The organism is Nocardia tengchongensis (assembly GCF_054781395.1).
In genome coordinates, this window is record NZ_BAAGUM010000006.1 from 653,240 (window position 1) to 673,795 (window position 20,556).

The following is a 20,556-nucleotide window of genomic DNA, read 5'->3' on the forward strand; positions in this document are numbered from 1 at the left end:
ACACTCGTGACCTGTCGGCGCACATCCAACCCTATCCAGCAACAATTTCCGCGAGGCGCGCGGCGAGTGTTGCCGGATCGTCTCCGGTTCGATGCACCCACCACGATCCACGCCAGCTGATTTCGGCCAGCTCACGGTAGACCCTACCGGTGCGGCGCTGCAGTCCTCCGTCTTTTTCGTATGCGTCCAGCGCGCGGGCGGTGTCGGCCTCGCCGCGCAGGCGGGCGCGCTCCTCGGCCACATCGACCGGAACGTCCAGCAGAATCTGGATATCCGGGGCGGGCAAGCCGAACCGCTCGAACTCCAATGTGGCGATCCAGTCCACGATTTCGCCGCGCGCGTCCTGCTCCAGCCGGGCGGCGGAGTAGGCGGCGTTGGAGGCGACGTAGCGGTCCAGTAGCACGATGTCATTGTCCGCCAGCAGTTTCGAGAGCTCGTCGCGCGCGTCGGCGCGGTCGAGGGCGAACAGCAGCGCCATGGCGTTCACAGACTGGGCGGTATCTCCATGGCCGCCGCGCAGCGCCTCGGCGGCGAGGTCGGCGTGCACGGAGACGCCGTAGCGCGGGAACGCCATGGTCGCGACGCGCAGTCCGCGGGCGCGCAGCGCGGCGACGACGGCCTCGGTGAGCGTGCGTTTACCCGCGCCGTCGAGCCCTTCCACCGGAACCAGTGCACCCATGCGGCGAGACTACCCAACCTCCCGCACCGCATACCCGCAGGATCCCGTTTGTCCGGCGAGCCCGATCCGCGAGCGCCGGAACAATATGAGCGAATCCGAAACACTCATCATTCAACCCTTGTAGGTTCTAGCCACCACTCCCCCTGCAAGGAGCGCCACCCTGATGAAGACCCGCCTCACCGTAGCCGCCGTCGCCATCTCCGCCGCCGCCCTTTCCACGGCCGGCACCGCCACCGCCGCACCCCTCACCCTCGATCCCGCCACCCCGGACACAGCCACCCAGGTCGCCGATTCCGGCTCGGCCTCTTCCCTCTCCTCCTCCGGCGGCTCGAGCAACGTCCTCGGCACCGGCTCCAGCGTCAGTCAGCTGCTCAGCGCCGGCCTCTGCACCATCACCGGCGGCACCTGGGTGCCCGTCTTCGACGTCTGCATCCACTAGGCCCGACCCGATCACCTGTGCCGCCGCCCCGAACAGGTCGGCGGCACAGCCATTTCCACCCCCGCACCGCGGTCCATGCCCCCAGAATTCACGGCACAGTTCTGAAACACGTTCCTTTTAGAATTTGCCAACGTTGAACCATCAAGGAGCCCGGCCGATGAAATCCCGCCTTACGCACCGCGTCTCGACAATCCTGGCCACCGCCCTGACCACCGCCGCCCTAGCCACCGGCGCCGCCACCGCGGCCCCGCTCACCCTCGACCCGGTGGCGGCGCCCACGGATCCGGCCCCGATCGCCGACCGGTCCCCGACCGGCTCGGCAGGGCTCGACCTGGGAAATGCGGTCCTCAGCACCGTCATCAACCAGTTGGGCACAGGATCGGGACTCGCGAGCGGGAGCGGCCAGTGGGCCTGCAAGGGGCAGGGCGGCACCTGGATCCAGGGCGACAGCACCCACTACTCCTACTGCGAATACCCCGTATTCAACCCGAGTGCCCTCACGATCGACCCCGCGCCGCCCACCGTGGCGCCGGTGGCGACGCCCACGGGCTCGAGCTCGAGCGGTTCCGCGGACCTGCTTCCCAAAGCGCTCGTGTGCCAACTCACGGGTAAGGGCCGGTACTGGAGTTCCCAGTACGGATGCACCGACGTCCCCCCGTGGCTGGACTAGCCCACACGGCAATGCGATTCGGCCGGCCACCAAGTTCCGATACCGGAGGAAATCATGAAATCAGCCCTGACTCACCGCGTCTCGACAGTCCTGGCCACCGCCGTGGCCTCCGCCGCCCTCGCCACCGGTGCCGCCACCGCCGCCCCGGCCACCCTCGAACCGGCGGCGCCGACCGCGGAACCGGCCGCGACCTCGATCGCCGGCACTTGTAATACCGGCTCCAGCGCCCCGCTCGCCGCGTTGCAGAACGGCAGCGGCGGCAACCTGGCCGCCTTCCTCTGGCCGCTGGAGAACGGCCTCAACTGCCTGACCGGCGGCTCCGCCGCCCCGATCGCCGCCCCGATCGCCGTCCCGCCGCCCCTGTTCCAAACGGGCTCCGCAGCACTCGACGCCGCAGAGAGCATCTTCATGACCGGCAGCAGCGCCGCCTCTACCGCGTTCACCTCGGGTTCCGCGGGGGCGAACATGCTCGGTCAGTTCCTCTGCAAACTGGAGGGCGGCACCTGGGATACCACCATCTCCGGCTGCACGGTCAAGGGAGGATTCCAACCGTCCGCACTCGCCGTCGACAGCATCCCCGGTTCGTGAGCTGGTGCGACCGCCAACGAAATTCGGCCCGGCGCAACGCGTCTCGGCTCTGCTGATCGGCGGAATGGCCGCAGTGGCCGTCGCCGCGGGCACGGCGGCCGCCTCTCCGGTCGCCGTGCAACCGGTGGCGACGACCGCCCCTGGTGGGAGCGCCACCGGCTCGGGCTCGGGTTCCGCCGCCCTCGTTCCGCCGGTGGTGGATCAGTTCATCTGTGCGATGACCGGGTCCGGGCTCGTTTATGCCTGCCGGACCGGTGACTCGGCCGTCGGCTGACACACACCGACAGATTCGGCCGGTCACCCGAGGGTGACCGGCCGAATCTTCAGGTACTACGGATGGTTTCCGCTCAGTAGCGGTAGTGGTCCGGCTTGTACGGGCCCTCGACGTCCACGCCGATGTACTCGGCCTGGTCCTTGGTGAGCTTGGTCAGGGTGCCGCCCAGGGCCTCGACGTGGATCTTGGCGACCTTCTCGTCGAGGTGCTTGGGGAGGCGGTAGACCTCGTTGTCGTACTCCTCCGGCTTGGTCCACAGTTCGATCTGCGCGATGACCTGGTTCGAGAAGGAGTTCGACATGACGAACGAGGGGTGGCCGGTGGCGTTACCCAGGTTGAGCAGGCGGCCCTCGGACAGCACGATGATCGCGCGGCCGGTCTCGGGGAACGTCCACAGGTCGACCTGCGGCTTGATGTTCAACCGCTGCGCGCCCGAGCGCTCCAGGGCGGCCATGTCGATCTCGTTGTCGAAGTGGCCGATATTGCCCAGGATGGCCTGGCCCTTCATCGCCTTCATGTGATCGAGGGTGATGATGTCCTTGTTGCCGGTCGAGGTGATCACGATGTCGGCGTCGGCGATGGCCTGCTCGACGGTGACCACGTCGAAGCCGTCCATCAGCGCCTGCAGCGCGTTGATCGGGTCGATCTCGGTGACCTGCACGCGCGCGCCCTGGCCGGCCATCGACTCCGCACAGCCCTTGCCGACGTCGCCGTAACCGCAGATCAGCACCTTCTTGCCGCCGATGAGCACATCGGTGCCGCGGTTGATGCCGTCGATCAGCGAGTGGCGGGTGCCGTACTTGTTGTCGAACTTCGACTTGGTGACCGAGTCGTTGACGTTGATGGCCGGGAACACCAGCTCACCCGCGGCCGCGAACTGGTACAGCCGCAGCACACCGGTGGTGGTCTCCTCGGTGACACCCTTGACCGAGTCGGCGATCGCGCCCCACTTGCCGGCGTCGGCCGCGAGGCTCTCGCGCAGCAGGTTGAGGAAGACCTTGTACTCGTCGGAGTGGGTCTCGTCCTCGGGCGGCACCACGCCGGCCTTCTCGAACTGCGCGCCGCGCAGCACCAGCATGGTGGCGTCACCGCCGTCGTCGAGGATCATGTTGGCCGGCTCGCCCGGCCAGGTCAGCATCTGCTCGGCGGCCCACCAGTACTCCTCCAGCGTCTCGCCCTTCCAGGCGAAGACGGGGGTGCCCTTGGGCTCGTCGACGGTGCCGTGCGGACCGACCACAACCGCGGCGGCCGCGTGGTCCTGGGTGGAGAAGATGTTGCACGACGCCCACCGCACCTGCGCGCCCAGCGCGACCAGGGTCTCGATCAGCACCGCGGTCTGCACGGTCATGTGCAGGGAGCCGGAGATGCGCGCGCCCTTCAGCGGCTGCACGTCGTGGTACTCGCGACGCAGCGCCATCAGGCCCGGCATCTCGTGCTCGGCAAGGCGAATCTCCTTGCGGCCGAACTCGGCCAGTGACAGATCCGCCACCTTGTAGTCGATCCCGTTGCGAACATCAGGGGTCATCGTGCTGGACACTGAGGTCGTCATCTGCCTCTCCTGGTCGGCTGCTTCCCCCAAACCCTACGCGGCCGCCGGAACGTCGTACGCGGCGAGGATGCGCTCTCGTTTGCGAGGTTGGATATTGGCCCGGCTGACGTCGCCCGCGTAATGGGCCAGCAACCGCGGGTCCATCACGACACGCCAGATCGGCGGGAACAGGGCCAGCAGAATCATGGTGGCGTAACCCGCCGGAAGCTGCGGGGCCTCCTCGGAGGAGCGCAGGGTCTGGTACCGGCGGCCGGGATTGGCGTGGTGGTCGCTGTGCCGCTGCAGGTGGAACATGAAGATGTTGGTGACCAGGCGGTCGCTGTTCCAGCTGTCGCTGGGTGCGCAGCGGGCCCAGTTGCCGTTCGGCCGTTTGCCGCGCAGCAGGCCGTAGTGCTCGACATAGTTGACCGTTTCGAGCAGCCCCGCGCCGATCACGGCCTGCAACAGCAGGTACGGCAGGATCGACGGGCTGTAGATCGCCATGAGCGCGCCGAACAGCACGACGGTCATGCTCCACGCCTGCAGGATGTGGTTGTGGACACTGAACCAGCGGTGACCCTTGCGCGTCAGCCGCTCGCCTTCGAGCCGGATTGCCGAACGGAAGCCGCCGATCACGCTGCGGGGCAGGAACTCCCACAGCGACTCGCCCATGCGCGCGCTGGCCGGGTCGTCCGGGGTGGCGACGCGGGCGTGGTGGCCCCGGTTGTGCTCGACGAAGAAATGCCCGTACGCCGACTGCGCCAGCGCCATTTTCGACAGCCAGCGTTCCAGGTTCTCGACCCGGTGCCCGAGTTCGTGCGCGGCGTTGATGCCGATGCCGCTGACGAGTCCGAGGGTGGTCGCCAGCCCGATCTTGTCGACCGTGGACAGGTCGGTGCCGGCCCACATGCACGACGCGATGATCAGGCCGATCACCTGGATCGGCAGGAACAGATAGGTGCACCACCGGTAGAACCGGTCGTTGCTCAGTAGTTCGTAGTCCTCGTCGCGCGGATTGGTGCCGTCCTCCCCGACGACCCAGTCCAGCACCGGGATGGCGATCAGAATGATGATCGGTCCGAGCCACCAGAACACCGTCAGCTTGGTGTGCAGCACCAATTGTGAAGGCAGCAAGGCCGACATGGGGGCGATGAGCCCCAGCACCCACAGGTGGCGTTTGGGATCCGGCGAACCCAACCGTTTGCCGAACATTTGCACGTTTACTCCGCTACTCAACCGTGTCCAACTTCGCAGCTACATATCTTGGAACCTAGTTGCTGTTACAGCACGCGCGCGGCCCGAAAGGTGGTCACCGTTACATCATGAGCAGTCGGTTCGGGTGCAACCGACCATGTGGTTCCCGTCACTGTCCAGTGCGCGCAAACGAGCGGCGAACCGCGCTCAGCGCAACCGGTCGCGACTCAGCGCAACCACACGTACCGAACCTGCGGCCGTCCCGTCCGACCGTAGTCGGTGCGCCGTTCCACCACGCCGTCTTCGGCCATCCGCTCCAGATATCGCCACGCGGTCACCCGCGAAACCCCTACCGCGCGACCCGTTTCCCCCGCGGACAGACCGTCCGGTGCGCCCCGCACCGCGCGCGAGACCTCGTCCATCGTCTGCGGCGCAATGCCTTTCGGTGAGGTAGGCCGCTGATCCGGGGTGCGCAGCACACCGAAGGCGCGGTCGATGTCGTGCTGCGACACCGCCGTCTCCCCCGCCGGCAGCGCCGCCCGGTACTCGACGTAGCGCTCCAGCTTCTCGCGGAAGGCGGCAAAGGTGAAGGGCTTCAGCAGATACAGCACCACGCCGTGCGCGACGGCGGCACGCACCAGCGCCAGATCCCGCGCGGAGGTGACCGCGATGACGTCCGGACGCGGCCGCAGCACCGCCAGCGCCGCGGCGACCGCGAGCCCGCTCATATCTGGCAAACCGATATCCATCAGCACCAAATCAACGGGGACGCCGGAAGATTGTGACCTTTTCGCGATCGTCAGCGCCTCGCGTCCGGTGTGCGCCACCGCCACCACATCGAAACCGTCCAGCCGCTCCAGGTAAGAGCGGTGTGCCGCAGCGATTTTCGGCTCGTCCTCGACGATCAGGACGCGGACCGTCGCGGGAGTCGTCGAATGCAGCGTTCCCGGGGTTTTCATCGTGGAAACCTCACGATCACAGCGGATTCCGGCTCGCGCCGGGCCCGCAACTCACCGGCGTGCCGGGCCACCAGCCGCCGTACCAGCGCCAGTCCCAGACCGTGGTGGTCGGTCTTGGTGGAGTATCCGCGCTCGGTGGCCCGGGTGAACAGTTCCTCGGACATGCCCGGGCCACTGTCGGCGACCCGCACGTACAGCTCGGCGTCGTCGCGTCGCACGGTCACCTCCAGCCAGGCATCCTCGTCGTGCCCGACCTCGTCGAGGGCGTTGTCGATGAGATTGCCCAACAGCGTGACCATCTCGTGCGGGGTGAGCGGATCAGTGGAGTCGAGCAGGGTGTCGCCGGTGACGGTCAGTTCCACGCCGTACTCGGCCGCCTGCTCCACCTTGCCCAGCAGCAGCGCCACCACCGCGGGTTCGGCCACCGCCCCGGTGAGCCGGTCGATGAGGGCCTGGGACAGCTCGAGTTCCGCGGTCGCGAAGCTCACCGCCTCCCGGGGACGGCCCAGCTCCACCATGGTGACCACGGTGTGCAGCCGGTTGGCGGCCTCGTGCGCCTGGGCGCGCAGTGATTCGGCGAACCCGCGCACCGAATCCAGTTCGCCCAGCACGTCCCGCAATTCGGTGTGATCACGCAGGGTGACCACGGTGCCGATGCGGCGTCCGGCGTGTTCGACCACGTCCTGATTCACCACCAGCACCCGCTCCGGCGTCACGTGCATCTCGTCGCGCACCACACCGGCCCCCAAGCGCTGCAACGACACCGGCAGATCCGATCGGGTCACCGGACCGTCCGGCAGCCCGAGCAGCAGCCGCGCCTGATCGTTGACCACCTCGGCGGCGGCGTCGCCCTTGCCGAACACCAGCAGCCCCTCGTGGATGGAGTGCAGCACCGCGTCGTGATGCTCGTACATCATCCGCAGTTCGGCCGTACCCAGACCGTGGGTCTGCCGTAACAGTCTGCGCCGCAACAACAGTGAGCTCGCCATGGCCAGCGCCAGCCCGCCCGCCGCGACGGCCAGGATGAGCGGCAGCTGGGCGCGCACCTGCTCGCCGATGTGGGTGCGGGTGACGCCCGCCGACACCAGCGCGACGATGCGGCCGTCGCCGTCGCGCACGGGGGTGACCGCGCGGATCGAGGGCCCGAGGGTGCCGGTGAAGGTCTCGGTGAAGGTCTCCCCCGCCAGCGCGCGATCGATATTGCCGCTGAAGGGTTTTCCGATCCGGTCGGTCTCGGTGTGGGTGTAGCGGATCCGGTCCGGGGCCATCACCACGATGAAGTCCATGCCGGTGGCCTTGCGGATGGCCTCGGTCACCGGTTGCAGCGCGGCGGTCGGGTCGGGGCCGCGCACGCCGGCCAGCGTCGAGGGCGACTGCGCCACGGCCACCGCGGTGTCGACGACCTCCGCGCGGGTGGCGTCGTCCTGCACCCGGCGGGTCTGCAGGAAGGTCAGCATCGTCGCGGCGGCGATCACCGCGGCCAGCACCAGCACCTGCACGACGAACACCTGCCCGGCCAGGGTGCGGCGGGGTCTTCGACCTTTCACGATTCCTCCGGATGCTTCATGAACATAATTTACGCAACAGTGACCGGCGTCACTCGGTGGAACATGATTTCCAGCGTGACGAGCGACACCACCACACCACCGCGCCGAGACCGTACCCACTGGCTGTATCTGGCGGTCATCGTGGCCGTCGTGGCCGGCGTCCTGGTCGGCTGGCTGGCTCCGGGCTTCGGCAAGAGCGTCGGCGAGCTGGGCACGATCTTCGTGAACCTGATCAAGATGATGATCACCCCGGTCATCTTCTGCACGATCGTGCTCGGCATCGGCTCGGTGCGCGCGGCCGCCCGGGTCGGCCGGGTGGGCGGGCTGGCGATCGGCTACTTCCTGGTCATGTCGACGGTGGCGCTGGGCATCGGCCTGGCGGTCGGCAATCTGCTGCACCCGGGTTCGGGGCTGAACGTGGCCGCGCACGCCAAGGAGATCACCAAGTACGCCACCGACGCCAAGGCGGCGGGCGGCACCTGGCAGTTCTTCGAGGACATCGTGCCGACCACGCTGCTGTCGTCACTGACCTCGGGCAAGGTGCTGCAGGCGCTGTTCGTGGCGTTGCTGGTCGGCTTCGGCATCCAGGCCATGGGCGCGGCGGGTGAACCGATCCTGCGCGGGGTGGCCTCGGTGCAGAAGCTGGTCTTCCGGGTGCTGACCATGATCCTGTGGCTGGCCCCGATCGGCGCGTTCGGCGCGATGGCGAATGTGGTGGCGCGTACCGGACTCGACGCGGTCAAGCAGCTGGCGCTGCTGATGGTGGCCTTCTATCTCACCTGCATCGTGTTCATCTTCGGCGTGCTCGGCCTACTGCTGCGGGTGGTCGCCGGAACCTCGATCTTCAAGCTGGTCCGCTACCTGGCGCGGGAGTACCTGCTGATCTTCGCCACCTCGTCCTCGGAGTCGGCGCTGCCGCGGCTCATCGCCAAGATGGAGCACGCCGGCGTGGACCGCACCACCGTGGGTGTGGTTGTCCCGACCGGGTATTCGTTCAACCTGGACGGCACCGCCATCTACCTGACCATGGCGACCCTGTTCGTGGCCGACGCCATGGGCAAGCCACTGGCCTGGCACGAGCAGATCGGGCTGCTGCTGTTCATGATCGTGGCGTCCAAGGGCGCGGCGGGCGTGACCGGTGCGGGCCTGGCCACGCTGGCCGGTGGCCTGCAGAGCCATCGCCCGGAGTTGCTGGACGGCGTCGGCCTGATCGTCGGCATCGACCGGTTCATGTCGGAAGCGCGGGCGCTGACCAACTTCTCGGGCAATGCCGTCGCCACGCTGCTCGTCGGCACCTGGACCCACACCCTCGACCCGGCCCGCGTGCGCGCGGTGCTGGATCGCGAGATCCCGTTCGACGAGCGGGCCATGGTCGACGACCACCCTGCTGTCCCGCACGACAAGGACCTGGTTCCGGCCTGACCCCAACCCCTGGGCCGAAACCGGACCGCCGGCGCGTTCCCCCTATTACGCGTCGTCGGAACCCGCGCACCCTGTCCGCGCGACGAGCCGCCTCCGGCTCGCGCGGACAGGGTGCGCGCTCGTTTCTCAGGCGCTGACCGCGCCCAGCGCCAGCGTGGCGGCGATGGCGTTGGCCAGCTCGGCGCCCTTCTTCACGAAGTGCCGGGCGAAGTACTCCAGATGTTCGGCGTGCTCATGGAAGTGGTGCGGGGTGAGCACCGCCGAGAACACCGGCACGTCGGTGTCGAGCTGCACCCGCATGAGCGCGTCGACCACGGTCGGCGCGACGAAGTCGTGGCGGTAGATGCCGCCGTCCACCACCAGCGCGACCCCGGCGACCGCGGCATACGCGCCGCTGGTAGCCAAACGCTTGGCCTGCAACGGGATTTCGAACGCACCGGGCACCTCGATCACGTCGATCTCGGTGTACCCGCGCTCGAGCAGCTCCGACCGGCAGGATTCGACAGCCTTGTCGACGATGTCGCTGTGCCAGCGGGCGGCGACGAGGGCGATGCGATTCGGCATGGGTGACATGGGGATTCCTCCTGTTCGCTGTCACCCAGGGCAAGACGCGAACAGGGCCCGCCCGCGCTGGCGGACGTGCCGGGGCCGCGTTCTCTTTCATCCGGACTCTGACCGTCGGCTCCGGGGTCACACCGGAATCTGCTCGACCCACACCGGGATCGGTGTGGCGCTCGCGGGCTCGTGCGTTCCGGATCGGCCCGGATCGCCATTACCGCCGGTGGGGAATTCCACCCCGCCCTGAGAACGTGTACGTACCGGACAGTAACACGGGGGTTCCGCGATCCGGAACCCCCGTGTCCTGGTCAGCGCAACAGCACGTCCGAGTCAGCGGGCAGGCCGTCGACCGGCCACCAGCGCAGGTCGGTGGATTCCGAACTGCGTACCGGGACAGCGCCTTCCGGGGCCTTGATCTTGAACAGCAGATCGAGGTGGCGGGTAGGCAGGCCGAGCGAGCAGGTGATGGGGTGGGCCTGGGCGCCGTAGAGACCGGGCTCGAGGGTCAGGCCGTCGATACCGGATTCCTCGGTCGCCTCGCGGAACGCGGCCGCGGCGACCGAATCGTCGGATTCCTCGCAGTGCCCGCCCAATTGGATCCACCGGCCCACCCGCGGATGCAGGGTGAGCAGGACCTGCCGCTCGTCGTGGGAGAACACGATGGCCGAGGCGGTGATGTGCCCGGCCGCGTGCTCGCGCAGGCAGCCGCGCGGGGCCGACCCCAGGAAGGCCAGCATGGCCTCACGGATCGACTGTTCCGGACCCGTTGCCGGAGACCAGGTCTCCAACAGCTCGGTCGCGGACTTGTGCAGCGACTCCGCGCTCATGCCTCCACCTCGCCGGCGCTCGGCTCCGGCATGACCGCGAGGGCGGCTGCGCCTTCGGTTCGCTCGCTGCGCTCGTTCACAGCGCCTCCACCTCGCCGGCGCTCGGCTCCGGCATGACCGCGAGGGCGGCTGCGCCTTCGGTTCGATCGCTCACAGCTCGACCAGCCCGATACCCGGCTCGCGGGCCTCGCGCGGCGCGAGCTCCTCGAGCGGATAGCCGACGGCGATGGCGCCCAGCGGGCTCCAATCCGCCTCCAGGCCCAGCACCTCCCGGGTGACGTCGGGGGCGAAGATGGTGGATCCGATCCAGCAGCTGCCCACCCCACGCACGGCCAGCGACACCAGCAGGCCCTGCACGGCCGCGCCCACCGCGACGGTGAACATGGTCTTCTCGGCGGCCCGGCGGGTCTCGTCCGGGTAGTCGTGCGCGCCGTCGGGCACGCAGAACGGGATGATCACCTCGGGCGCGTCGAAGAGGATGCGGCCGCGCTGGATTCGCTTCTCCACACTCTCCGGGGTGCGGCCGTCACCGGTCAGGTCGGTGCGCCACTTCTCGGCCATGGCCTCGAGCAGCTGCTCGCGCAGGCCGCGCTTGCGCACCCACACGAACCGCACCGGGCGGGTGTGGTGCGGCGCCGGGGCGGTCAGGGCCGCGGCGACGGCGGCGCGGATGACCTCGGGTTCCACCGGGGTGTCGGCGAATTGACGCACCGAGCGGCGCAGCAGCATCGCCTGTTTGCGACCCAGGTCGACCGATTCCTCGGTGCCGAGCCAGAACAGGTCCTCCTCGCCGCGGCGCAGCAGACCCGCGGCGGTGGAGCCGTCGTCGGTGTAGTCCAAGCCGCGCACCACCGCGACCGGGACCCCGCCGAGTTTGCCCTTCACCAGGTCCGCGGCGGCGGCCAGTTCGTCGGCCACCGCGACCAGGGTGACGTGCAGTTCGTTGCCCTGCCCGTCGACCGCGCCGTTGTAGTCGTGCAGCACCCGCAGTCCGGACGAGCCGATCGCGGCGTCGATCTGGCCGTTGCGCCAGGCCCGGCCCATGGTGTCGGTGATGACCACGGCCACCTGGACGCCGAGGCGTTCGGCGAGCTCCGCGCGCAGCGCCTTGGCGCTGGCGTCGGGGTCCTCGGGAAGCAGCACGAGTTCGTCCTGCTCCACATTGGAGCCGTCGATGCCGGCGGCGGCCTGCACGATGCCGAGCTTGTTCTCGGTGATGAGGGTGCGGTTCTTGCGGGCGAGCACCCGCACCGACTCCTCGAGCACGAGTTTCCGGCGGACGGCGTCGCGCTCCTCCGGATCGGTGGGCACGCTCACCACACGGCCCTCGGCCTTGGCAACAATCTTGCTGGTGACCACCAGCACGTCGCCGTCCTGCAGCCACGGGGCCTGTGCCGCAATGGCTTCGGCGACGTCGTCGCCGGGCCGGAATTCGGGCAGGCCGGCGATGGGCAGGATGCGCAGTTCGCCGCGGGACCCGTGGTCGCCGAGGCTCTGGCCGGAATCGGTTGTCACGGTTTCACTCCCGCGATGTCGAGGGCCTGGCGAACCATCTCGGCGGTGGTGGCCGGGTCGGTCATGAGCAGCGGGATGCTGCGTACTTCGACGCCCGGGATGTCGGCGGTGTCGCCGGTGTGGACCAGCCAGCCGTCGAGGATGCCGGTGCCCGAGCGCGCACCGTAGTAGTTGCCGACCGCCTCGGCGGAGGTCTCCACGCCGATCACGGACAGGCATTCATCGGCCATGCCGCGCAAGGCTTTTCCACCGATCACCGGGGACAGGCCGATCACCTTCGCACCCGTCGTGCGCAGTGCGCCCCGAATGCCGGGCACCGAGAGGACCGCTCCGACACTCACGACGGGGTTCGAGGGAGCGAGCAGGATCACGTCCGCAGATTCTATGATTTCCGTCACACCCGGGGCTGGTTTCGCAGCATCTGCCCCAATAGTCACGAATCCATGGGTCTCTACGTTCGCCCGGTACCGGACCCACCACTCCTGGAAATGGATCGCGCGGCGTTCGCCAGGGTTCTCCGGGTCCCCGATAACGACATGCGTTTCGCAGCGGTCGTCGGTTGCCGGAAGCAGCTTCACACCCGGTTGCCACCGGTTGCAGAGGGCCTCGGTCACCGCCGAGAGCGGATAGCCCTGACGCAGCATTTCGGTGCGGATCAGGTGGGTGGCGATATCGCGGTCGCCGAGCCCGAACCAATCGGGCTGGGCGTTGTATTTCGCCAGCTCTTCCTTGGCGTTCCAGGTCTCGTTCGCGTGTCCCCAGCCGCGTTCGGGATCGATGCCGCCACCCAGGGTGTACATGCAGGTGTCCAGGTCAGGGCAGATGCGCAGCCCGTGCATCCAGACGTCGTCGCCGACATTGACGATGGCCGTGGTGTCGGCTCCGGGCAGCAGCTCGCGCACGCCCATCAGGAACCGCGCGCCGCCGACCCCGCCGACCAGGACCGCGATCCGCAGGCCGGTGCCGGGCGCGGTGTCCGCTTGTTCTCGAGTCACATCCGCACAGCCTATGCGGTGACGGCGGGAAGATGGCCCGCGACTTATTTGCTGTGAATTTGCTGTTTGATCTGCGGGAACGTCGCCAAAAGGAGTAGCAGATGGTAACGGAATTGCTTCGGCAGCTTGACCATCGCCGCTCCCGGCGTGTCTAATCACAGGCATGTCATTCCGGGTCCGCGTGAGAGTGCAAGGCGCGGACGGGTTTTCGAACAAGCGTTCGCACCGGAGTGGCGTCGAGCTCGGGGATGGCCGCGGGACTACGCCGCGGTGTTGGCCGTCGGTGGGATCGGCTCCGACGGATTAATCATTCTGCGCTAACACACAGTGAGGAGGCGGAGCGATGGCCGATGAGCTGGCCCCGTCGGGCATTCCGGGCGGTGTATCGCAAACCGATTCCACGACTGGCGCAGCACCTGATTTCTGCGCCGAGGACCGGAACGGATATGAGGGGGGTGAACCGATGACGACGCGGCCGGGGGGCGGACAGTGGGCGCGAGCTGCCTACCAGCCCGAACCACCGCGGCTGAGCCTGATCGTCAGCGGTGCCGAGGATATGTACGACACTTTCTCGCGCGGCGGTCGCATGATGACCGAAGCCGAACAATGGCAGGAACGGGCGCTGTGCGCCCAAACCGACCCGGAGGCGTTCTTCCCCGAGAAGGGCGGCTCCACCCGCGAAGCCAAGCGCATCTGCCTGGGCTGCGAGGTACGCGACGAGTGCCTCGAGTACGCCCTCGCCAATGACGAGCGCTTCGGCATCTGGGGCGGCCTCTCCGAGCGTGAGCGCCGCCGCCTCAAGCGCGGCATTATCTGAAGACCTACCCGCCGACGAGATACCCCGAACTGACGAAATCAATTGTCGTGAAACATAGTTCGGGGTAAGGCGCGGGGTTCGGGTGCTACCCGTTGTCCGCGTCCGGGTCCGGGTCGATGATGTCGGGCTCGACCCCCAGATAGGTCGCGAGCTGCTGTACGAGGACCTCGCGCAGCAGGTCGACCAGGTCGTCGGGGTCCCCGGCACGCAGTTCCAGCGGCTTACGGAACAGCACGATGCGGGCGCGGGTGGTCATGCCGTAGCGGTCCACCCCGGCCGGGATCAGACGGGACAGCGGCACCGGCCCGTCGGCCACCACCTCGTCCGGCCAGGTGACCGAATCGGGGTGCAGCGGACGGATTTTCGGCACATCGTCGACCGCGATGTCGAGCTTGGTCAGCTGCTCGTGCCAGCGGCTCTCCAGCGGCGCGAACGCCTCCAGCACCAGCCGGTCGAACTCCTGACCGCGGGTGCGCCGGGCGGGCACCGTCGGCGGCAGCATCGGCCCGCGCACACCCCGCCCGCGGCGGATGACCGACCGCGCGGTGGGCGGCCGCCTCTTACGTGAACGGGTCATACCTTGAATCTAACCCTTACCCCAGGCGGGTGTGCGCACCCGCCCGACCCGCTCGCGCGGCCGCCGTCCGGCCGGTCTTCGCACAGGTACCCGAGGCCCTTGTGGCTCGAGTGAGACCCGGCTCATTGAGCGTGTCTGTGTCCACGAGGGCGTGAGGGGGGTTACCCTGCTTGGCGTGATCCCCATGCGTCGTTGCTGCCGTCCAGGCTGCAAGAACCCGGCCGTCGCGACGCTGACCTATGTGTACTCCGACTCGATGGCGGTCGTGGGTCCACTGGTCACGGTCGCCGAGCCGCATTCCTGGGACCTGTGTGAAACGCACGCCTCCCGGATCACCGCGCCCAAGGGCTGGGAGCTGGTCCGCCACGAGGGCGGATTTTCCTCCTCCACCCCCGACGACGACGATCTGACCGCCCTGGCCGAGGCCGTCCGCGAAGCCGGATTGCGCCGCCGCCCAACCGATCCGGATCCGCGCGGCTACACCGACTACGCCCCCGCCCAGCAGCGCCCGACCCGCACGGGTCGCACCGGCCGCCGCGGCCACCTACGCGTCCTACCCGACCCGCCGAGCTGACTCGGAGGTCCGCGACGCGCGGACATACCCGACAAGTCGCTCTCATCTCACCGAATCACTTGACCCGACAAGTAGGGGCAGGCGAAGTCTGCCCGTGCGAGGGTCTGCTACTAGGGTGTTCCCCATGACAGTCGCCCGGTCCGCCGAGTCCGTACAAGCAGTCATCAAGGCATACGACGTTCGCGGAGTGGTCGGCGAGCAGATCGACGTGGACTTCGTCCGGGATGTCGCCGGCTCCTTCGCCCGGCTGATGCGGACCGAAGGCGCGACGCGCATCGTGATCGGTCACGACATGCGCGACTCCTCCCCCGAACTGGCCGCGGCCTTCGCCGACGGCGTGCTCGCGCAGGGCCTCGACGTGGTGCACATCGGCCTCGCCTCCACCGACCAGCTGTACTTCGCCTCCGGTCACCTGGACTGCCCCGGCGCCATGTTCACCGCCAGCCACAACCCGGCCAAGTACAACGGCATCAAGCTGTGCCGCGCCAAGGCGCTGCCGGTCGGTCAGGACACCGGCCTGGCCGTCATCTCCGACGAGGTCATCGCCGGCGTCCCGGCCTTCGACGGCCCGCGCGGCAGCGAGACCCGCGAGGACCTGCTCTCGGCCTACGCCGCTTTCCTGCACAAGCTGGTCGACCTGAGCGGCTCGCGCCCGCTGCGCATCGCGGTGGACGCGGGCAACGGCATGGGCGGCTACACCGTGCCCGCCGTGCTGGGCACGCTGCCGCAGTTCACCATCGAGCCGCTGTTCTTCGAACTCGACGGCTCCTTCCCCAATCACGAAGCCAATCCCCTGGATCCGAAGAACCTGGTGGATCTGCAGGACTTCGTCCGCAGCACCGGCGCCGATCTCGGCCTGGCCTTCGACGGCGACGCCGACCGCTGCTTCGTGGTGGACGAGAAGGGCGACCCGGTCTCGCCGTCCGCCGTCACCGGCCTGGTCGCCGAGCGCGAGCTGACCAAGGAGCCGGGCGCGACGGTGATCCACAACCTGATCACCTCGCAGGCGGTGCCGGAGCTGGTGACCGAACTGGGCGGCACCCCGGTGCGCACCCGCGTCGGCCACTCGTTCATCAAGCAGCAGATGGCCGCCACCGGAGCGATCTTCGGCGGCGAGCACTCGGCGCACTACTACTTCCGCGACTTCTGGGGCGCCGACTCCGGCATGCTCGCGGCGCTGCACGTGCTGGCCGCGCTGGGCGAGAAGGAGCGCACGATGTCGGAACTGGCGTCGGCCTATTCGACCTACGCGGCCTCCGGCGAGATCAACTCCACGGTCGCCGACGCGCACGAGCGGACCACCGCGGTGGTCGAGGCGTTCGGCAACCGGGCCAAGTCGGTCGACCGGCTGGACGGGGTGACCGTGCAGCTGGCCGACGGGGCGTGGTTCAACCTGCGCGCCTCCAATACCGAACCGCTGCTGCGGCTCAACGTCGAGGCGCGATCGCAGGACGATGTAGACGCACTCGTAACCGAGATCCTGAGCATCGTGCGCGCCTGACTGGAATAGTGGAATCACAGAGCTTGGATTCACCAGCGCCTGGTGACCCGATGAGGGGAGGTGGCAACGCCCGATGATCGCTGGGACACCGGTAATCGACCTCGATGACGTCGCCTCGCTGGAGGCGGCCGACGCCGGGGGTGTCTTGCGTTCCGCCGCATCGGGTGGCGCCCAGGTAAGGGCAACCGCCGCGGCACTTTCCGAGGACGCGCTCGCCCGGCTGACCGATCTGCGCCCGCGCAGTCTGGTGCTGGTTTCCGGGAGCGGACGCGCCGCGCGCGCGGCCGCGCTGCTGATCGCGGCCCTGGGTGACCGCACGAGTATGCCGCTGGTTCCGGCCACCTCGATCCCGCCGTGGGTCGGGCCGCTGGACGTGGTGCTGGTGGCCGGCGACGACGCGGGTGATCCGCGGCTGGCCGAGGCGGTGGACCGAGCGCTTCGCCGGGGCGCCGAAGTGGTCGTCGCCGCACCGGACGAGGGCCCGATCCGGGCCGCGGCCGCCGGGCGCGCCACCATTCTCGCGCCGCGGGTGCGGGTGCTCGACCACAATCTGATGCTGCGCTATCTGGCCGCGGGCCTGGCTGTACTGAACACCGTCGACCGGCATCGGGTCGGGCCGCTGGTGCCCGAATTGAACGCTCTCGCAGACCTGCTCGACGAAGAGGCGCTGCGCGACGGCCCGCAGCACGAGGCCTTCCACAATCCGGCCAAGACCCTGGCCACCCGCATGCAGCAGCGCAAGCGCATCGTGCTGGCCGGTGATTCCGGCGCCGCCGCCGAGCTGGCCGGGCACGGGTCGGAGGTGCTGCTGGCCGCCGCCGGTCAGGTCACCACGGCCGTCTCGCTGTCGGAAGCCATTGCCGCGCACGGCCGCCTGGTGCAGTCGGCCGGGGTGGCCGCGCCCGGTTTCGATCCGCTGTTCCACGACGAGGAGCTCGACGGGCCCGCACCGGTGGATCAGGTGCGGATCTTCGTGGTGAGCACGGACCCGGACGAGGTCGCGGTGCGCCGCCGGCTGGCCGTGTTCGGCTCCGACGCCGGGCTCGTCGACACCGACCTGATCACCGTGGACGCGGAGGCGGCCGCCGCCCCGCCCGCGGAGGCCGGCGCGCCCGGGCAGCCGATGCCCGCCGCCGCGAGCGGCGACGTCGAAAAGCTTGCGGTACTCGCACTTCGGCTGGAGATGGCGGCCGCCTACCTCCGACTACTCGGTTCCCGCCCGGCCACCGGACCGGGACGTTACGACGGGGGCAATTACTAGTGCACGAACTCGTTGGTGCGCTGCGTTCCTACGCTTGGGGTTCGCGCACCGCGCTCGCACAGCTGTGCGGACGACCGGTTCCCTCCGCGCATCCGGAAGCCGAACTCTGGTTCGGGGCCCATCCCGCCGATCCGGCCCGCGTGCAGATCAACGGTCACAGCGAATCCCTGCTGGAGCTGGTCAGCGCCGACCCGCAACACGAACTCGGACCGGTGGCAGGCGAATTCGGGGGCCGGCTGCCGTTCCTGCTGAAGATCCTGGCCGCCGAGGAACCGCTCTCGCTGCAGGCCCATCCCAGCATCGAACAGGCGCGGGCCGGGTTCGCGCGGGAGAACCACAACGGGGTGGCCATCGACTCGGCCATGCGCAACTACCGCGACGAGAACCACAAACCCGAACTCGTGGTGGCGCTGGACCGTTTCGAGGCGCTGGCCGGATTCCGCGAACCGCGCCAGACCGTGCGGTTGTTGCAGGCCCTCGACGTGCCGGAGCTGAACCAGTACGCCGAACTGCTTGCCGCCCAGCCCGACTCGGCGGGCCTGCGCACGCTGTTCACCACCTGGATCGCGCTGCCGCAGGCCAGCCTCAGCACACTGCTGCCCAAGGTGCTCGACGGCTGCGTGCGCTACCTGTCCGGGGCCGGCAGCGGCAGCAAGGAATTCGTCCCCGAGGTGCGCACCGCGCTCGAACTGGCCGAGGCCTATCCCGGCGACGCCGGGGTGCTGGCGGCGCTGCTGCTCAACCGGATCACCCTGGAGCCGGGCGAGGGCCTGTTCCTCGACGCCGGGAACCTGCACGCGTATCTGCGCGGGGTGGGCGTGGAGATCATGGCCAATTCCGACAACGTGCTGCGCGGCGGGCTCACCCCCAAGCACGTGGACGTGCCGGAGCTGCTGCGGGTGCTGGACTTCGAGCCGCTGGACCTGCCCGTCATCGAGGCGGAGCGGGTGTCGGACAGCGTGTTCCGCTATCACACGCCCGCGCCGGAGTTCGGGCTCAGCCGTTTCGAGCTCGCGGCGGATGCCGAGCCGGTGCCGGTGGTCGGGTCCGGACCGGTGATCGCGCTGGTCACGCACGGCCGGGTGCGTCTGTTCCAGGGCGGGCACGACCTGATCGTGGAGTGCGGGCGCGCGGCGTGGATCTCGGCCGCGGACGGCGGGATCCGGGCCCAGGCGGTGGACGGCGCGGCGCAGTTGTTCTGCGCCGCGGTGGGCGAGGATTGACGCTCGGACGGTAGGCTCTCCCGGTCATACGCGTTTTGGGACAAAACGGACACAGGTTGGGAAGGGGCAGTCAATGTCTGCGGGCGGCGGTAAGAAGGCCATCCTGGCGGCGCTGAGCGCGAACGCCGGTATCGCGGTGGCCAAGTTCGTCGGCGCGGCCATCACCGGATCGGCGTCCATGCTGGCCGAGGCCGTGCACTCGGTGGCCGACACCTCCAACCAGGGGCTGCTGCTGCTCGGCCAGCGCCGCGCCGAGCAGGAGGCCGACGAACTGCACCCGTTCGGCTACGGCCGCAACCGCTACTTCTACTCGTTCGTGGTCGCGCTGGTCATCTTCGCGCTCGGCTCGGTGTACGCCATCTACGAGGGCATCCACAAGATCCAGCACCCCGAGGAACTGTCCAACCCGATCGTCGCCATCGTCATCCTCGGGCTGGCCATCGCGCTGGAGGGCTTCAGCTTCATCACCGCCATGCGGGAATCCAAGCCGCTCAAGGGCGATGCCAGCTGGTGGCGGTTCATCCGCAACTCGCGCAACCCGGAACTGCCGGTGGTGCTGCTCGAGGACTCGGGCGCACTGATCGGCCTGGTCCTCGCCTTCGCCGCGATCAGCCTCACCATGATCACCGGCGAGCCGATCTGGGACGGCGTCGGCACCCTGTCCATCGGCATCCTGCTCGGCGTCATCGCCGTCATCCTCATCATCGAGATGCAGAGCCTGCTCATCGGCGAGGGCGCGACCCCCGAGGAGGACGCGGCCATCCGCGATGCCCTGGTCGACGACCGGTGCATCGACAAGGTCATCCACCTGCGCACCCAGTACCTGGGCCCGGAGGAGATGCTGGTCGCCGCAAAGGTTTCCATCGTCCCCGGCCTGGAGATCAGCGATATCGCCACCGCCATCGACCAGGCCGAGGCGCGCGTGCGCGCCCAGGTCCCGGCCGCCCGGGTCATCTACCTGGAGCCGGACCTGTACCGGACCCCGGCCGTTCAGCAGTAGTCAGCGATCGGCCAGGCGGACCACGAACCGCAGGCCGGACCAGGTCTCGTCGATGGCGGCGACCTTGTTGTCCACCAGGCCCTGGGCCAGACCGTAAGCGCGAGCGGCGTTCTCACCGAGATCGGTGGGGACGCCGCTCGCCTTCTTGGGCCAGGCCAGCCACAGGCCGCCGTCGATCGCGAGTCGTTCCCGCCAGCCGCTGAACCGGCGGGTCAGGGCGGCGCGGTCCGGGCAGAAGCCGAGGATCACGTCATAGGGGCCGACCCCGGCGCGGCGATGCAGCTGCACGCCGGAAGGCAACTCCCCCAGCTCGAATCCCGCGGGCGCGTGGGCCAGCAGCACCCGGCTCTCGGCTTTGATGCCGAGCTTGCGCGGGAGCGGCGTGCCCGAATAACCGGCCATGGCGGG

22 protein-coding genes and 1 riboswitch are annotated in these 20,556 nt (G+C 68.9%); of the genes, 11 read left to right on the plus strand and 11 right to left on the minus strand.

What is annotated here, in order from left to right; genetic code table 11:
- Positions 1-31: 31 nt before the first annotated feature.
- A complete protein-coding gene (locus ACYVKL_RS14070; RefSeq protein ID WP_379163143.1) occupies positions 32-679 on the minus strand; it encodes a dTMP kinase in 648 nt (215 codons plus the stop codon).
- Between the two features lie 163 nt (positions 680-842).
- Here ACYVKL_RS14070 and ACYVKL_RS14075 point away from each other — a divergent pair, with 163 nt between their 5' ends.
- From ACYVKL_RS14075 to ACYVKL_RS14090, 4 genes are all read left to right on the plus strand, one after another.
- On the plus strand, positions 843-1,118 hold the full coding sequence (locus tag ACYVKL_RS14075; RefSeq protein WP_213559726.1) for a hypothetical protein: 276 nt from the start codon (positions 843-845) through the stop codon (positions 1,116-1,118).
- Between the two features lie 157 nt (positions 1,119-1,275).
- Positions 1,276-1,788 carry a hypothetical protein gene (locus ACYVKL_RS14080; protein WP_379163146.1) on the plus strand — a complete coding sequence of 171 codons (513 nt, stop codon included), beginning with the start codon at positions 1,276-1,278 and terminating at the stop codon, positions 1,786-1,788.
- Between the two features lie 54 nt (positions 1,789-1,842).
- Complete coding sequence (locus tag ACYVKL_RS14085) at positions 1,843-2,376, plus strand: hypothetical protein (protein ID WP_379163149.1); 534 nt, start codon at positions 1,843-1,845, stop codon at positions 2,374-2,376.
- Positions 2,377-2,440: 64 nt separating this feature from the next.
- A complete protein-coding gene (locus ACYVKL_RS14090; RefSeq protein ID WP_460771949.1) occupies positions 2,441-2,650 on the plus strand; it encodes a hypothetical protein in 210 nt (69 codons plus the stop codon).
- Positions 2,651-2,723: 73 nt separating this feature from the next.
- Here ACYVKL_RS14090 and ahcY read toward each other — a convergent pair whose 3' ends face one another.
- From ahcY to ACYVKL_RS14110, 4 genes are all read right to left on the minus strand, one after another.
- Positions 2,724-4,199 carry an adenosylhomocysteinase gene (gene ahcY, locus ACYVKL_RS14095; protein ID WP_379163155.1) on the minus strand — a complete coding sequence of 492 codons (1,476 nt, stop codon included), beginning with the start codon at positions 4,197-4,199 and terminating at the stop codon, positions 2,724-2,726.
- Positions 4,200-4,232: 33 nt separating this feature from the next.
- Positions 4,233-5,390 (minus strand): alkane 1-monooxygenase, encoded by a 1,158-nt coding sequence (locus ACYVKL_RS14100; RefSeq protein ID WP_379163158.1) that lies wholly within the window; start codon positions 5,388-5,390, stop codon positions 4,233-4,235.
- A gap of 209 nt (positions 5,391-5,599) precedes the next feature.
- Positions 5,600-6,331, minus strand: a complete 732-nt coding sequence (locus tag ACYVKL_RS14105) for a response regulator (protein ID WP_379163161.1) — start codon at positions 6,329-6,331, stop codon at positions 5,600-5,602.
- Positions 6,328-7,788, minus strand: coding sequence for a sensor histidine kinase (locus ACYVKL_RS14110; RefSeq protein WP_379165725.1), 1,461 nt, complete (start codon positions 7,786-7,788; stop codon positions 6,328-6,330). The genes ACYVKL_RS14105 and ACYVKL_RS14110 overlap by 4 nt, the downstream gene beginning before the upstream one ends.
- 153 nt (positions 7,789-7,941) lie before the next feature.
- Between ACYVKL_RS14110 and ACYVKL_RS14115 the strand changes: the two genes are divergently transcribed.
- A complete protein-coding gene (locus ACYVKL_RS14115) occupies positions 7,942-9,300 on the plus strand; it encodes a cation:dicarboxylate symporter family transporter (RefSeq protein WP_379165727.1) in 1,359 nt (452 codons plus the stop codon).
- Positions 9,301-9,426: 126 nt separating this feature from the next.
- On the opposite strand, the gene ACYVKL_RS14120 is transcribed toward ACYVKL_RS14115, so the two are convergent.
- The 4 genes from ACYVKL_RS14120 to cofD form a co-directional block, all read right to left on the minus strand.
- On the minus strand, positions 9,427-9,873 hold the full coding sequence (locus ACYVKL_RS14120) for a 6,7-dimethyl-8-ribityllumazine synthase (RefSeq protein ID WP_379163164.1): 447 nt from the start codon (positions 9,871-9,873) through the stop codon (positions 9,427-9,429).
- A 75-nt stretch (positions 9,874-9,948) separates the two neighbouring features.
- Positions 9,949-10,113: riboswitch (FMN riboswitch) on the minus strand.
- A gap of 53 nt (positions 10,114-10,166) precedes the next feature.
- Positions 10,167-10,685, minus strand: a complete 519-nt coding sequence (locus tag ACYVKL_RS14125; RefSeq protein ID WP_379163167.1) for an NUDIX hydrolase — start codon at positions 10,683-10,685, stop codon at positions 10,167-10,169.
- Positions 10,686-10,835: 150 nt separating this feature from the next.
- Complete coding sequence (locus tag ACYVKL_RS14130) at positions 10,836-12,200, minus strand: coenzyme F420-0:L-glutamate ligase (protein ID WP_379163170.1); 1,365 nt, start codon at positions 12,198-12,200, stop codon at positions 10,836-10,838.
- A complete protein-coding gene (cofD, locus tag ACYVKL_RS14135; protein WP_379165728.1) occupies positions 12,197-13,156 on the minus strand; it encodes a 2-phospho-L-lactate transferase in 960 nt (319 codons plus the stop codon). The genes ACYVKL_RS14130 and cofD overlap by 4 nt, the downstream gene beginning before the upstream one ends.
- 595 nt (positions 13,157-13,751) lie before the next feature.
- On the opposite strand from cofD, the gene ACYVKL_RS14140 reads away from it, so the two are divergent.
- A complete protein-coding gene (locus ACYVKL_RS14140) occupies positions 13,752-14,012 on the plus strand; it encodes a WhiB family transcriptional regulator (protein WP_379165729.1) in 261 nt (86 codons plus the stop codon).
- A gap of 85 nt (positions 14,013-14,097) precedes the next feature.
- Here the strand turns inward: ACYVKL_RS14140 and ACYVKL_RS14145 are convergent, their stop codons facing one another.
- Entirely contained in the window at positions 14,098-14,589 is a 492-nt protein-coding gene (locus tag ACYVKL_RS14145) for a metallopeptidase family protein (RefSeq protein WP_213559716.1), read from the minus strand.
- Positions 14,590-14,773: 184 nt separating this feature from the next.
- Between ACYVKL_RS14145 and ACYVKL_RS14150 the strand changes: the two genes are divergently transcribed.
- From ACYVKL_RS14150 to ACYVKL_RS14170, 5 genes are all read left to right on the plus strand, one after another.
- Entirely contained in the window at positions 14,774-15,163 is a 390-nt protein-coding gene (locus ACYVKL_RS14150; protein ID WP_379165730.1) for a DUF3499 domain-containing protein, read from the plus strand.
- Positions 15,164-15,287: 124 nt separating this feature from the next.
- Positions 15,288-16,664, plus strand: coding sequence for a phosphomannomutase/phosphoglucomutase (locus ACYVKL_RS14155; RefSeq protein ID WP_379163175.1), 1,377 nt, complete (start codon positions 15,288-15,290; stop codon positions 16,662-16,664).
- A gap of 73 nt (positions 16,665-16,737) precedes the next feature.
- A complete protein-coding gene (locus ACYVKL_RS14160) occupies positions 16,738-17,925 on the plus strand; it encodes a tobH protein (RefSeq protein WP_379163178.1) in 1,188 nt (395 codons plus the stop codon).
- Positions 17,925-19,148: a mannose-6-phosphate isomerase, class I gene (manA, locus tag ACYVKL_RS14165; protein ID WP_379163181.1), complete on the plus strand. Its 1,224-nt coding sequence runs from the start codon at positions 17,925-17,927 to the stop codon at positions 19,146-19,148. Before ACYVKL_RS14160 ends, manA begins: the two co-directional genes overlap by 1 nt.
- A 73-nt stretch (positions 19,149-19,221) precedes the next feature.
- Positions 19,222-20,148: a cation diffusion facilitator family transporter gene (locus ACYVKL_RS14170; RefSeq protein ID WP_379163184.1), complete on the plus strand. Its 927-nt coding sequence runs from the start codon at positions 19,222-19,224 to the stop codon at positions 20,146-20,148.
- On the opposite strand, the gene ACYVKL_RS14175 is transcribed toward ACYVKL_RS14170, so the two are convergent.
- A complete protein-coding gene (locus tag ACYVKL_RS14175) occupies positions 20,149-20,550 on the minus strand; it encodes a DUF3052 domain-containing protein (protein ID WP_213559711.1) in 402 nt (133 codons plus the stop codon).
- Between the last annotated feature and the right edge of the window lie 6 nt (positions 20,551-20,556).

Coding starts and splice junctions, on each gene's coding strand:
- ACYVKL_RS14070 (WP_379163143.1), bottom strand. CDS start 679: ATGGGTGCACTGGTTCCGGTGGAAGGGCTCGACGGCGCGGGTAAACGC.
- ACYVKL_RS14075 (WP_213559726.1), top strand. CDS start 843: ATGAAGACCCGCCTCACCGTAGCCGCCGTCGCCATCTCCGCCGCCGCC.
- ACYVKL_RS14080 (WP_379163146.1), top strand. CDS start 1,276: ATGAAATCCCGCCTTACGCACCGCGTCTCGACAATCCTGGCCACCGCC.
- ACYVKL_RS14085 (WP_379163149.1), top strand. CDS start 1,843: ATGAAATCAGCCCTGACTCACCGCGTCTCGACAGTCCTGGCCACCGCC.
- ACYVKL_RS14090 (WP_460771949.1), top strand. CDS start 2,441: ATGGCCGCAGTGGCCGTCGCCGCGGGCACGGCGGCCGCCTCTCCGGTC.
- ahcY (WP_379163155.1), bottom strand. CDS start 4,199: ATGACGACCTCAGTGTCCAGCACGATGACCCCTGATGTTCGCAACGGG.
- ACYVKL_RS14100 (WP_379163158.1), bottom strand. CDS start 5,390: ATGTTCGGCAAACGGTTGGGTTCGCCGGATCCCAAACGCCACCTGTGG.
- ACYVKL_RS14105 (WP_379163161.1), bottom strand. CDS start 6,331: ATGAAAACCCCGGGAACGCTGCATTCGACGACTCCCGCGACGGTCCGC.
- ACYVKL_RS14110 (WP_379165725.1), bottom strand. CDS start 7,788: ATGCTGACCTTCCTGCAGACCCGCCGGGTGCAGGACGACGCCACCCGC.
- ACYVKL_RS14115 (WP_379165727.1), top strand. CDS start 7,942: ATGATTTCCAGCGTGACGAGCGACACCACCACACCACCGCGCCGAGAC.
- ACYVKL_RS14120 (WP_379163164.1), bottom strand. CDS start 9,873: ATGTCACCCATGCCGAATCGCATCGCCCTCGTCGCCGCCCGCTGGCAC.
- ACYVKL_RS14125 (WP_379163167.1), bottom strand. CDS start 10,685: ATGAGCGCGGAGTCGCTGCACAAGTCCGCGACCGAGCTGTTGGAGACC.
- ACYVKL_RS14140 (WP_379165729.1), top strand. CDS start 13,752: ATGTACGACACTTTCTCGCGCGGCGGTCGCATGATGACCGAAGCCGAA.
- ACYVKL_RS14145 (WP_213559716.1), bottom strand. CDS start 14,589: ATGACCCGTTCACGTAAGAGGCGGCCGCCCACCGCGCGGTCGGTCATC.
- ACYVKL_RS14150 (WP_379165730.1), top strand. CDS start 14,774: ATGCGTCGTTGCTGCCGTCCAGGCTGCAAGAACCCGGCCGTCGCGACG.
- ACYVKL_RS14155 (WP_379163175.1), top strand. CDS start 15,288: ATGACAGTCGCCCGGTCCGCCGAGTCCGTACAAGCAGTCATCAAGGCA.
- ACYVKL_RS14160 (WP_379163178.1), top strand. CDS start 16,738: ATGATCGCTGGGACACCGGTAATCGACCTCGATGACGTCGCCTCGCTG.
- ACYVKL_RS14170 (WP_379163184.1), top strand. CDS start 19,222: ATGTCTGCGGGCGGCGGTAAGAAGGCCATCCTGGCGGCGCTGAGCGCG.
- ACYVKL_RS14175 (WP_213559711.1), bottom strand. CDS start 20,550: ATGGCCGGTTATTCGGGCACGCCGCTCCCGCGCAAGCTCGGCATCAAA.